This window comes from Paenibacillus nitricinens (genome assembly GCF_052056485.1).
GTDB classification, from domain to species: domain Bacteria; phylum Bacillota; class Bacilli; order Paenibacillales; family Paenibacillaceae; genus Paenibacillus_AQ; species Paenibacillus_AQ nitricinens.
The window spans coordinates 513,924-527,685 of record NZ_CP183948.1 but is presented as its reverse complement, the minus strand read 5'-3'; the positions used below and the strand labels follow the sequence as shown (position 1 = coordinate 527,685).

6 protein-coding genes are annotated in these 13,762 nt (G+C 45.0%); 3 read left to right on the top strand and 3 right to left on the bottom strand.

Annotation, left to right across the window (positions count from 1 at the left end):
- Positions 1-153: 153 nt before the first annotated feature.
- Positions 154-1,185: a ribonucleotide-diphosphate reductase subunit beta gene (locus tag ACN6KS_RS02320; protein WP_094874469.1), complete on the top strand. Its 1,032-nt coding sequence runs from the start codon at positions 154-156 to the stop codon at positions 1,183-1,185.
- Between the two features lie 172 nt (positions 1,186-1,357).
- Here the strand turns inward: ACN6KS_RS02320 and ssuE are convergent, their stop codons facing one another.
- Entirely contained in the window at positions 1,358-1,906 is a 549-nt protein-coding gene (gene ssuE / locus ACN6KS_RS02315; RefSeq protein WP_094874470.1) for an NADPH-dependent FMN reductase, read from the bottom strand.
- A 497-nt stretch (positions 1,907-2,403) separates the two neighbouring features.
- Between ssuE and serS the strand changes: the two genes are divergently transcribed.
- Positions 2,404-3,690 carry a serine--tRNA ligase gene (gene serS / locus ACN6KS_RS02310; protein WP_440961239.1) on the top strand — a complete coding sequence of 429 codons (1,287 nt, stop codon included), beginning with the start codon at positions 2,404-2,406 and terminating at the stop codon, positions 3,688-3,690.
- Positions 3,691-4,068: 378 nt separating this feature from the next.
- A complete protein-coding gene (locus ACN6KS_RS02305; RefSeq protein WP_440961238.1) occupies positions 4,069-11,976 on the top strand; it encodes a 5'-nucleotidase C-terminal domain-containing protein in 7,908 nt (2,635 codons plus the stop codon).
- A gap of 161 nt (positions 11,977-12,137) precedes the next feature.
- Here ACN6KS_RS02305 and ACN6KS_RS02300 read toward each other — a convergent pair whose 3' ends face one another.
- Both ACN6KS_RS02300 and ACN6KS_RS02295 read right to left on the bottom strand, forming a co-directional pair.
- A complete protein-coding gene (locus tag ACN6KS_RS02300) occupies positions 12,138-12,776 on the bottom strand; it encodes a histidine phosphatase family protein (protein ID WP_094874185.1) in 639 nt (212 codons plus the stop codon).
- Positions 12,777-12,814: 38 nt separating this feature from the next.
- On the bottom strand, positions 12,815-13,618 hold the full coding sequence (locus ACN6KS_RS02295; protein ID WP_440961237.1) for an aminoglycoside N(3)-acetyltransferase: 804 nt from the start codon (positions 13,616-13,618) through the stop codon (positions 12,815-12,817).
- Positions 13,619-13,762: the final 144 nt, after the last annotated feature.

The following is a 13,762-nucleotide window of genomic DNA, read 5'->3' as shown; positions in this document are numbered from 1 at the left end:
ATCTTTACCGCTATTAGCGGATGACATCCGATGACAAAGGCGGTCGCTGAGCTCCTACAGCTCCAAACTTCCTCTCCGTTACTCCATCACCGTCTTTCTATGAACAAGACACCAAAGAAAGATTACCCGCGCAAAAAAATGGAGGGATAAGAAATGCAATTACAAAAGATTTTTAATACTGAAGCACCTAACCAATCCACACGCATTATCGACGGTGAATGCTCAGGCATTCTGAACTGGAATGATATTCGCATGCCTCATATGTACAAGCTGTACAAGGTCCTTCTGCTTAATCACTGGATCGCGGATGAAATCCCAATGTCCAAAGATGCGCAACAATTCCCTATGCTGGATGCAGAGGAGCAACGTGTATTTAAGATCAACATCTCCCTGCTCGCTGTGCTGGATTCGATGCAGACGATGTTCGTCAGCGACGTGAAGCGTTATTTCACCGACTCCTCACTAGAAGCTATTTCTGCCATTATCGGGCAACAAGAAGTAGTGCATAACCAATCGTATTCCTATGTTCTTTCCTCTATCGTGTCGGATAGTGAACAGAAAGAGATTTTCGAGTATTGGAAGAAAGATCCGGTTCTACTGGAGCGCAACCAATTTATCTCCGATATTTATCAAGAGTTCCGTGATAATCCAACGAAACAAACCTTTTTCCATGCGTTGGTAGCAGATCTCATCTTGGAAGGAATTTTCTTCTACAGCACTTTCGCCTTCTTCTACAATCTGGCCCGTGACCAGAAGATGATGGCGACCAGCCAAATGATCTCTTATATTCAACGTGACGAGAATCAGCACTGCTACTTCTTCGCAGAAGTATTTAAGCAGCTGCTCGTAGACTTCCCTGAGCTGAACACCAAAGAAAACATGGATTACGTATACCGTACCATCGACCGCGCGGTAGAGCTTGAAACCAACTGGGCTTACTACACTCTCACTAATGTTCGTGGCATTGACCTTAACGAGCTTAGCGACTATATCAAATATACAGCGAACAAACGTCTGACTTTGATGGGTATGGAAAAAGCTTACCAAGGTGTTGATGTTAACTGCATGCCTTGGATCAAGCCTTTCTCCGACGATGCGCTGAATGCTACGAAAACTGATTTCTTCGAAGCCAAGTCCCGCAACTACGGTAAGGTTGGCGATGATAACGGATTTGACGATTTGTAAGACTGGACTATAACGATCCATAGATAAAAAAGAGGCCATTCTCTACTTTTACAGTGAGATGGCTTTTTTGCTATAGCAAAAAAGCGTCTCCTCAACCCTTACATCAGGAATGAATGAGACGCTTATATATTTGTTATGAATCCATCAGAAACAGAATGCCTACTGCTGAGTCCTATGCCTTGCGCTCTATTCGATGTGTAGTTTCTTCTGCCAGCTCAGCTAATGCATCATTCAGTCGCAGCTTCAGCTCCTCAGCAAGCTCTACCACTCCGTGATCATTACGAACCACCTGAGAATCCACGGCATACACTCCACCAAGAATGTAACGTGCACCGAGTACAGACAACACAGGTTTCAAAGCATAATCAATCGTGAGGAGATGTGCAAGACTGCCACCCATGAAGAGCGGGAGTACGATTTTGCCGGCCAATCCCTTTTGCGGAACTAGATCCAAGAAGGTCTTCAGCACGCCTGTATAAGAGGCTTTATAAACCGGGCTAACCACGATTACCGCATCCGCTTCAGCTACAAGGCCATTCGCCTTGACGATAGCATCGCTCTCAAACTTGGTGTGAATCAGATCTTCCGCTGGCAGCTCAGCTACGTTAATACGCTCAACCTCAAAGCCCTGATCCGTTAAGCTTGCCTCCGCATACTCTATAACTGCATTGATACGCGATACCAGGGAAGGCGTTCCGTTAATCACAACAATTTTAGCCACTTCTCCACCTCTTTCATCCCACTTGAGCAGCTCACACTGCAATATTTAACCCGACAGGAATACTTTAAATTAATATTAATCCTATCGCAGATTAGATATTATTGTCAAACCATAAACGCTTGCGCTCATCCCACTCTTGCGATATACTAAGCAACAATATTAAATCCAAGAATCAGGCCAATGATCGGCATCCAACCGTGAGGCGTCTGCGACCGGAGCCTATAATGACTCCCTAAGTTCACCGGGTTTCGCCCGTTACCGCGAAGACCAAAGAGGGTCGATTCTTTCCTGTTGTTAAGGAGATTCGATCAACCTGGGTGGCACCGCGAGCTGACGCTCCTCGTCCCATGGATGAGGGCGTTTTTTGCGTTTTTTCAAGCATAATCACCTTCGTCGTCCTTATAAGGACGGTAAGTGTTTGTGCGAGAAATAGAAGGATAAAGTGAAGGATGAACCTTACACTTCCTTATCTTTTAAACAAAAAGGAGCGAAACGGTATGCTGGAAATGAACTGGATTAAGGATAATCAGGAACTTGTAAGAAACACTGCCACCTGGAAAAGAGTCGACTTCCCACTGGATGAATTGCTGAATTGGGACGAAAAGCGCCGAAGCCTGCGACAAGAAACAGAACAGATAAGAGCCGAACGTAATGGGCTAACCAAAGAGGTTGAACAATTACTACGTAAGGGTGACCGCCCTGCTGGAGAGATCGTCAAAGCACAGGTACGAGAACTCAATAATAGGCTGAACCTGCTGGAAGCAGATTTGAACGAGGCTGAACGCTGCTGTAGAGAGCTCATGCTGCTCGCACCGAATCCGGTGTCGCAGGATACACCCATCGGCCACGATGATCACGATAACTTAGAACTGCGGTTGAACGGAGCGGTGCCGGAATTCGGCTTTACACCTCGTGATCATGTGGAGCTAGGTGAACTCCACGATATCATCGATATCCCTCGTGGCGTCAAAGCAGGCGGCCCCCGCAGCTATGTGCTTAAAGGAGCAGGACTGATGTTACATCTTGCTGTACAGAGACTAGCCCTAGATGTGCTCACTGCACGCGGATTCACCGTGATGGATGTTCCTGTAATTGTCCGCCCTGAAGCGTTGGAGCGAACCGGATTCTTTCCCGGTGGGATGGATCAGACGTACGAGCTCAGCGGAGATAATCGCTGGCTGGTTGGCACATCGGAAGTGTCGCTAGTTTCGCTTTACAGCGACGAGATTGTAGAGCTTGATACACCGATGCGACTAGCTGGAATGTCGACTTGCTTCCGCCGTGAAGTCGGATCAGCGGGGCGAGATGTGCGCGGGCTGTACCGTGTTCATCAATTCTCGAAGATTGAACAAGTCGTCTTATGCCGAAATGACGAAGGTGTCTCGGACCATATGCTTCACGAGATCCTCGCAAATGCCGAGCACATCCTTCAGCTCTTAGAGCTCCCCTATCGAGTCATGGCTGTCTGCACAGGGGATATGTCCCTGAAGACGCATAAGCAGTATGATATCGAGACATGGATGCCTAGCAGAGGCGCATACGGTGAGACCCATTCGGCTTCTAATCTACTCGATTTCCAAGCTCGCCGATCGGGCATCCGTTATCGGAATGCTGATGGTCGCTTACAATACTGCCATACCTTAAATAACACCGCAGTCGCTACACCAAGAATTCTGATCCCGCTGCTGGAGAATCACCAGCAAGAGGATGGTTCTATCTACATCCCTCAGGCGCTGCGCAAATATATGGACGGATTAGAGCAGCTAGAGCTTCTACAACAGTAATCTGTTTTATCCAAGTAAATTTGAAATAAATAATGCCTATTCACTTCTCAACAAGAAGCTGAATGGGCATTTTTTTGTTCTAAGACCTCCCAAATAATCGAGCCTAACAACGCCTTCTCTATGTGTTATTCAAATGTAAAATTTAACTCATATATGGGATTATTCATCCTCCAATAAACACTAGATTTTAAGGATTATTGTATTTACGCACTATTTTCAGCCCCTATTCTTATGCGAAAACAATAACTTTTTATTTTTTTATTTTAATTTATAGAACCTTTAATTTATATTAATGCAAACCAACCTTTCATTTTACATTTGAATGATAAGATTTAGTAGGTTTCTAATAAAAGATTTGAGGGGAGAATACTTATCCAAATGATTATTTCTTCAAGAGTAAGGAAATGGTGGGCTAGTGGACTGGCAATATTAATGCTTGTCGGCAGTGTGCTACCAGCAATTCAGACTGCCGAGGCAGCACCGGATAATAGCAATGTTGTTATCTCACAAGTCTATGGCGGTGGAGGAAACAGCGGAGCAGAGTTTAAGAATGATTTTATTGAATTATACAATCCTACCAACAAACCAGTGGTCTTGACTGGATGGAAAGTCCGATATACTTCCGCTACTGGAACCTTTAGCACCGGAACAGATTTAACAGGAACGATTCCTGCAAATGGATACTACCTTGTCCAAGAGGCTGCAGGAACAGGAGGAACTACTGCACTACCTGCTCCTGATGCTACAGGTATCCTAGCTATGAGTGGAACAAACGGTAAAGTCGACTTGGTTGACCCATCGAATAATACAATAGATTTAGTTGGCTACGGTACAGCTACAGGTGTTGAGGGAACTCCAACCCCTGCTCTCACCAACGCAACAGCCGCTATTCGTAAAGCCGCAGCTGGTGCGCCAGCAGATAGCCGTGGTCTAGATACGGACAACAACGTTACGGATTTTATTGTTCAAGCAGCAAGTCCACGCAATAGTAGTTATGGTAAAGCACCGGAGACAGCTAGCTCCGTAGTAGCTTCACCAGCCGCTAATGCCTGGCCGGTAGGTACTGAAATCTCTCTGAATTCTCCGACAGTTGGAGCATCCGTCTATTCAGCTGTTTATGGAGCAGCTGGTTCAACTGATTTCCAACCTTACACAGGGCCTATTACCTTAACTGAGGACACTACAATTAAGGCGTATGCTTCAGAACCAAATATGCCGGATAGCCCTATAACGGCTTTTGATTACACAATTCTGACCAAAACAGACGTCGCAACAGCACGCCTTGCTAGTAAAGGCCAGAATATTTCAACAGAAGGTATCGTAACTCACATTAATGCAGCAAAAATGTATATTCAGGATGAATCCGGCGGGATCGTACTTTACGGATTCCCAGAGTTCGCCAACGTTGGAGATCGTGTTGAAGTTAGTGGCACGATGGATATCTACAGCAACCTGCAAGAAATCAAATTCCAAAGTGGACTTCAATATTCTATCGTTGCGAATGATGTGGGTGTTCCTGCACCTAAATTGATTACAGCAGCTGACTTGTCTGCAGCGAACGGCGAAAGCCATGAAGCTCAGCTAGTTACTATGAATAATGTGACCATAGACAATGTAAATGGAAATACAGTGACTGCAAGTCAAGGTGGGCAGCAATTCACAATTTTCTCTACCCTGCCTAAACTCGTTAAGGGTAAAACCTTTGACAGCATTACTGGGGTTATTGAGCAATATAATACAACTTATCAATTCATTCCACTTAACGAAAACGCTATGGTGGAAGAAACCTTTTCCGTAATGGCGAGCCCTGGTGCAGGTCGCATCATTAAAGGAAGTGCTGTGACCCTATCCAGTCCTACCCTTGGAGCACAGATTTATTACACGACTGATGGAACAGAACCAACCGCAGCAAGCAAACTTTATTCAGATCCAATTACAGTTAGTAAAGATCTTACCCTTAATGCAATTGTCGTAGCAGATGGCAAGACCAGTAAAGTGTATACCTTTGCTTATAAAGCTTCTGATCTCCCTCGTATCCATGATATCCAAGGAGAATCTCATACTTCTGAGTATGCAGGCCAGAACGTTACTGATGTTGAAGGCATCGTTACCCAATACGGATACACTTTCGCAACTGGCGCTTATAGAGGTTTCTTTATGCAGGACCCTCAGCCGGACAATAACGTGAACACATCGGAAGGTATTTTCGTTTACAGCACAAATGCATCCCTTAAGCCTAAAGTTGGAGATTTAGTGCGCGTTAATGGAGCCGTTTCCGAGTATAACGAAGGAAGTGCGAGCAATCTAACCTCCACTCAAATTAATATGACATCACTAACAGTAGATTCCTCTTCTAGTTATACTGTGCCTGAACCTATCGTACTTGGCAAAGGTGGAAGAGCTATTCCTTCTTCCATCATTGATAATGACGGCATGGCGGATTTTGAACCTAGTGAAGATGCTATTGATTTCTATGAATCGTTAGAAGGTATGCTTGTAAAACTCCCTACCCCTACGATCATTAGTCCTTACTGGACAAGTGGTAGCGGAAATTCCATGCTTTATAACATCCCTACAAGAGTAGAAAATGATACTCCTGATGTCATCACACCAGCTGGTGGACTAGTTCTAAAGGAATATAACCAATTCAATCCTCAGCGCCTTATCATTGCCTATGGAAATCCGGGTCAAGAAGTCATCACCGGAGATAAGTTCGCTGGAGATGTTACAGGGGTCATCGGATACAACAATGGTAATTTCAAAGTAATTCCGGAGAACGGTAAGCTGCCAACCATTACCCCAAGTACCTTTAAACAAGAAACAACTACTCTTGAGGTTAATGAGGACAAGCTATTAATCGCTTCATACAACATTGAGAACTTCTACCCAGGTGTCGGAGCAACAAAAATCCAGAAGCTTGCCGACTCCATCACGAATAATATGAAAAAGCCTGACATTATCGGCGTGGTCGAAATGCAGGACAGCAATGGTGAAACCGATAACGGAATCACTGAAGCAAGCGCAAACGAGCTAATTAAAGCTATTGAAACCGCTGGCGGTCCTGTATACAAATACACAGATATCGCTCCGGAGAACAATAAGGATGGCGGAGCCCCAGGCGGAAACATTCGCGTAGGATTCCTGTACAACCCAACAAGAGTACAGCTTGCAGACAGTGTAACTGGACAAAAAGGCTCTGCTACACAATCCGTCGGCTACAACACAGCGACAGATAAGCTAACTTACAATCCGGGACGGATTGATCCAACGAATGCCGCATTTGCAAGTTCACGTAAACCCCTCGCTGCACAATTTATTTTCGGCGGCGAAAAAGTGATCGTGATCGCAAACCATTTCAATTCAAAAGGCGGCGATAATGGTCCTTTTGGAAATGTTCAGCCCCCCGTATTGTCCAGTGAAACCCAACGTCATAAAATTGCAGCAGTCGTAAACGGATTTGTCAAAGAAATTCTGACTGCAAATCCTAAAGCCAACGTAGTAGCGCTTGGCGATTTGAATGATTTCCAATTCACTAAAACTGCAACAATCTTAAAAGGCTCAGAGCTAGACAATTTGATCGATACACTGCCTTTAAATGAGCAGTATACGTATACCTATGACGGAAACTCTCAAGTACTAGATCATATTCTTGTCAGTAAAAATCTAACGCCTTCTTCAAAAGTAGATGTCGTCCATCTAAATGCGGACTTCTCACCATCGAAAGGTCGGGTATCCGATCATGATGCGGTTATGGCACAGATTGATTTCAATACTTCTGAACAATTCCCGTTAACTGTTCTACACACCAACGATACACATGCGGGACTAGACACTGTAAGCTCGCCAAATAATATCTTGCGCCGTGTAACGGCAATCAAAGAGGCTAAGGCGACTACAGAAAACCCTATTCTTCTCGATGCGGGTGATGTGTTCTCCGGAACACTTTACTTCAATAAATATCTGGGTCAAGCCGATTTGGCCTTTATGAATCTGGTCAAATATGATGCTATGACTTTCGGCAACCATGAATTTGATAAAGATTCTGAGACGCTTTCCAAATTCATCGGCAACGCTAAGTTCCCTTTTGTCTCATCCAATGTAAATTTCTCTGCGGATGACATCCTAAGCAAAATGTTCACCAACGAGATTGGTCGGTCAGGTAACGCAGCAACCATCTACCCTGCTCTGATTAAAGAAGTAGACGGCGAACAGATTGGTATCATCGGCCTGACGACAGAAGATACAGCCAACATTGCTTCACCAGGCAAAGTGACTTTCGACAATGCTGTAGCTAAAACAAAAGATACTGTCGCTATGCTGCAAAACGAGAAGGTTAACAAGATTATTGTTCTCTCTCACCTTGGCTACGAAGAAGATCTCAAACTAGCAAAAGCCGTTAACGGCATTGATATTATTGTCGGTGGTCACAGCCATACACAACTAGATCAAGCTGTTGTAGATAACAGCGATCCTAGCGCACCGAAGCTTATTGTGCAAACTGGTGAAAAAGGACTGTTCCTTGGTAAACTCGAAGTTAAATTTAACAAAGATGGCGTTCTAACAACATGGAAAGACCAATTAATCTCCATCGACGCTAAGAACGGCACTAACTATGTTATCGCAGAGGATCCTGAAGCCAAGAAGATCCTAGATACCGAGTATAAGCCAGGCATTCAAGAGCTGACCAATGAGGTAGTAGGTAACTCAGAGGTTGTCCTAAACGGCGTTCGTGATAATGTTCGCACAAAAGAAACTAACCTCGGTAATCTGATTGCCGATGGTATGCTATTTGCAGCCAAGAAAGCTGGCACTAATGCTGTAATCGCCCTGCAAAATGGTGGTGGTATTCGCGAATCCATCAATGAAGGACCGATTACACAAGGCGAAGTACTTGGCGTACTTCCATTCAACAACGATCTGGTTACGATCACTTTAACCGGACAAGAAATTAAAGATGCGATGGAGAATGGTGTTTCCAAAACTCCAGCAGCAGACGGACGTTTCCCACATGTTGCAGGGTTGAAATTCTATTATGATTCTACAAAACCTGTGAACGAACGTGTATTACGTATCGAAGTGAAGAACGGAGACAAGTACGTTCCTCTGGATCTGAAAGCATCTTATGAAGTAGCTACTAATGCTTTCACAGCTAAAGGTGGAGATTTCTATACTTCCCTTGAGAAGGCCTATAAAGAAGGCCGTGTGAATTTGCTGTATCTGCCGGACTTCGATGTATTTACAAAGTATCTTAAAGAGGTTGGAACTGTCACTGCGAATACTTCCGCTGTTGAAGGTCGTATTATAGATCTGAAAGGTACACCACTGCCGGAGACAAATGAAGACTTCCCGTTAACTGTTCTACACACCAACGATACACATGCGGGACTAGACACTGTAAGCTCGCCAAATAATATCTTGCGCCGTGTAACGGCAATCAAAGAGGCTAAGGCGACTACAGAAAACCCTATTCTTCTCGATGCGGGTGATGTATTCTCTGGAACGCTTTACTTCAATAAATATCTGGGTATAGCAGATCTCAGATTCATGAATTTGGTAAAATATGATGCTATGACTTTCGGGAACCATGAATTTGATAAAAATTCTGAGACGCTTTCCAATTTCATCCGTAAAGCTGAATTCCCTTTTGTCTCATCCAACGTAAATTTCTCTGCGGATGAAATCCTAAGTAAAATGTTCACCAATGAAATTGGTCGGTCGGGTAACGCAGCAACCATCTACCCTGCACTGATCAAAGAAGTAGACGGCGAACAGATCGGTATCATCGGCCTGACGACAGAAGATACAGCCAACATTGCTTCACCAGGCAAAGTGACTTTCGACAATGCTGTAGCTAAAGCAAAAGATACTGTCGCTATGCTGCAAAACGAGAAGGTTAACAAGATTATTGTTCTCTCTCACCTTGGCTACGAAGAAGATCTCAAACTAGCCAAAGCCGTTAATGGTATTGATATTATTGTCGGTGGTCACAGCCATACACAACTGGATCAAGCCGTTGTAGATAACAGCGATCCAAAAGCACCGAAGCTTATTGTACAAACCGGTGAAAAAGGACTATTCCTTGGTAAACTTGAAGTTAAATTTAACAAAGATGGCGTACTAACTACTTGGAAAGACCAATTAATCTCCATCGATGCTAAAAATGGCGCTAACTATGTTATCGCAGAGGATCCTGAAGCCAAATTGATCTTGGAAACCGAATATAAACCGGGTATTGAGGAACTGGGCAATGAGGTAGTAGGTAATTCAGAGGTTGTCCTAAACGGCGTTCGTGACAATGTTCGCACAAAGGAAACCAATCTCGGTAACCTGATTGCCGATGGTATGCTCTTTGCAGCCAAAAAAGCTGGTACTAATGCTGTAATCGCCCTGCAAAATGGCGGCGGCATTCGCGAATCTATCAATGAAGGACCGATTACACAAAGCGAAGTACTCGGCGTACTTCCATTCAACAACGATCTGGTTACGATCACTTTAACCGGACAAGAAATTAAAGATGCGATGGAGAATGGTGTTTCCAAAACTCCAGCAGCAGACGGACGTTTCCCACATGTTGCAGGGTTGAAATTCTATTACGACTCTACGAAACCTGTGAACGAACGCGTATTACGGATTGAAGTGAAGAACGAAGACAAATACGTTCCTCTGGATCTGAAGGCATCTTATGAAGTAGCTACTAACGCTTTCACAGCTAAAGGTGGAGATTTCTATACTTCCCTTGAGAAGGCCTATAAAGAAGGCCGCGTGAACCTGCTGTATCTGCCGGACTTTGATGTATTTACGAATTATCTTAAACAAGTTGGAACTGTCACTGCGAATACCTCCGCTGTTGAGGGCCGCATTGTGGACCTGAAAGGGGCACCACTGCCGGAGACAACTCCAACTCCAACACCAGTGCCAACACCATCACCAACAACTGAGCCAACAACAGTACCAACAACTGAGCCAACAACAGTACCAACAACAGTACCAACAACTGAGCCAACAACAGTACCAACAACAGTACCAACAACAGTACCAACATCACCAGCAGTTCCAACTGCAACAACAGCACCAACAGCGACACCGGCGCCAACTGTTGCACCAATAGCGACACCGCAAGTAACAACGATTAATGCTTCTGATCTGACCAAGCAACTCAGTGAACTGGCAATCGGTAGCCATGAGCTGGTCATTCCGGTTAAAGCTACTACTAGCGGCGCTCAAGTAGTACTTCCAGGCAGTGTGCTTGTACAACAAGCTGCAGCACAGCCTAATACCGTTCTTACCTTTACAACTGCTGGCACTTCTTATTCCTTACCGCTCAGCGTTATAAACAGCGCAGCACTTACTGCTCAATTAGGTAGCAGCGACTTTACAATTACGGTATCCATTCTTCTAGCGGATTCGGGAACACTAAACCGTACAAACCAAGCTATTTCTTCACAGCTAGACAATGCTACTTTAGCTGCTCCAGTAATTGATTTCAGTGTTTCAGCGCAAGCTGGAACAAAGCTTGTACCGCTGAACAGCTTCGGCAGTACTTACGTTAATCGGATGATCAATGTACCTTCTTCCTTAAATTCAAATAACGCAACAGCAGTTGTCTTCGATCCTGCTACAGGTAAGATTTCTTTCGTACCTGCGATATTTACGCCTAAGGCTGATGGGACCACGGATGTTACGATTAAACGGAATAGCAACAGCTATTACACCGTCGTTAAGACTTCCAAAACGTTCGGGGATCTTAACGGACACTGGGCTAAAGCGTCCATTGATCTGTTAGCTTCCAAGTTGATCGTCAGTGGAACAAATAACGATACGTTCTCTCCTTCACAGTCGATCACACGGGCTGAGTTCGCAGCATTAATTACGCGTTCTCTAGGACTTTCGACAGTAGGTGGTGAGGCATCATTTAAGGATGTAAATCCAAGCGCGTGGTATGCTGATGCTATTCGCACTGCAGCAGAAGCCGAATTGATTTCTGGTTATTCCGATGGCAGCTTTAAGCCAGGTAGCCCGATCACTCGTCAAGAAATGGCCTCTGTATTAGCTAAAGCCATCAAGTACACGGGCAAAACCTTAAATGCCGATCCTGCAGCACTAGCTAAATTCAGTGACGCGGTAAGCATTCCTGCTTGGTCCCAAGCAGCAATCACAGAAATCGCTACTGCGGGCATTATCCAAGGAGCGACAGACGGTTCCTTTGCTCCACAGAAACTAGCAACTCGTGCTGAAGCCGTTACGATGCTCGAAAAGACATTGAAATATCTCCAGTTTATCAACTAATATAGGCTGATCCTCAGCTCTAGGGAAGAAACGGTGATATAGTGTTTCTATGATATCCCTGCGTTTCTCGTTACAAAAAGGCGGTTCCCCGAGTGCATCATGCACCCGAGGAACCGCCTTTATATATAAGTCCTACTAGATTGAATGTAAGTACTACAATTCTACGATTCCATCCCAGCCTTATTCACTTCATAATGACTTGTATCCCCGTGCAGCAGGATCTCCGCCACGCCATCCGTAAAATCAATCCTCGATAAGCAGGTTGGATAAATGTAAGGCAGATCCCATAGCTTAGGCAACTCTCTGCCCTCAAAATAAGCCATCAAGAGCTTGATCACTACCGTATGCGTTACGATAAGAATCGTCTCACCCTGATGGGCAGTGAGAATTTCCTGAAGCTTCTCTAGCGCTCTTATCTGCACCTCTGCGAAGGTCTCACTGCCCTCCACTTTAAATTGGTCGGGGTCCTTCCAGAAATAACGATGCTGGTCTGAATACTGAGCTGCCAGTTCAGTAGAATCTCTACCTTCCCATACACCCATGCCGATTTCTTTAAATGCATCGGAAATCTTCAGCGGAACATCCCGCTCTCCGCGTATAATTTCAGCTGTACGCAGCGCCCTTGGGCTAGAGCTTGCATAAATAACATCAAGATTCATAGCCTGCATTCCCCGGCTCAGCCATTCCGCCTGTTGTACACCAAGCGTCGTCAGCGCAGAGTCCATATGACCTTGCATACGATTCTGCACATTCCATTCTGTCTGACCATGACGCGTTAGATATATCGTTGTAGTATTCATCCGCCGCTCCTCCTCTTAGCCCCAAATCCAGAGATAGTCTACTTCCTGTTTCGCTCCATCCAGTTCACCGCATAGTCAACAATTTCACGCTGCGGAATCAATTGAGCAGCATCTGAGGCGATGTGACCATATGTAATAAGCCCTGTTTCTTGCCCGAATTGTTCAGCAAGTTCAACGAAATCGTCAGAGTTCCAATCTAGCTCCTTGAATTCCAACCACTGTCTATGTCCATCCACCATCATAGGTGCCCCGCCAATGACTTGCTTCTTTCCTTCATAGCAGGCACGGCATTCAGCAAGATGTAATGAAGTATTATTTAAATTTCCTACGCCTAGCAGCAGTACACTTCCCCCAAGATCATAAATACGAGCTAATGGTGAGTCATCCCCCAAACCGTATTCGAGGGAGTGACCATATATAACCTCATCCCTATGATTGCCCCAAGCCGCAAATGAATGAATGGGATGATCGCTGCGTTTTACCCCTTTTTGCCTACGGAAGCAATCCGGAATAATACCCATCCCTCTCAGTGGAGTCAGGTCTGGATCATAGGCCGGCATCTGCTCACGGATACTCTGCCACCAAGATTCAGGCACTGGTGGGTTACTCCAGCCAGCAGGGTCCGTCAGATCACTTGAATGCGTCGGCATCACAAGCGTGCCTGTTTCTCCAAGGACCTCCTCAAGCGCCAAAATAACGGCAACCGGGCCACCTGCCACCCATTGGCCTAGTGATTTGAAGGACGAATGCAGTATAATCGTCATCCCCGCCTGTACACCCAGTCGCCTAAAGTCCTCTGCCAACGTCTGAACTGTAATCAAATTGCCTTGAATTTCTTCCACCCTTCATTCCCTCCAAACTCTCTTGCTGCTAATCCTAACAAAGCTTCTCACTGCCATTATATAGGAGGATTACTTCTAACGACACCCATACCGTCCATCAAGGTACAGTACAGCAATGATATTTATACTAAAGCTACTTATCCT

Bases quoted from the DNA above. Each gene is read 5' to 3' on its own strand.
- ACN6KS_RS02305 (WP_440961238.1), top strand. From the start codon at position 4,069: ATGATTATTTCTTCAAGAGTAAGGAAATGGTGGGCTAGTGGACTGGCA.
- serS (WP_440961239.1), top strand. From the start codon at position 2,404: ATGCTGGAAATGAACTGGATTAAGGATAATCAGGAACTTGTAAGAAAC.
- ACN6KS_RS02300 (WP_094874185.1), bottom strand. From the start codon at position 12,776: ATGAATACTACAACGATATATCTAACGCGTCATGGTCAGACAGAATGG.
- ACN6KS_RS02320 (WP_094874469.1), top strand. From the start codon at position 154: ATGCAATTACAAAAGATTTTTAATACTGAAGCACCTAACCAATCCACA.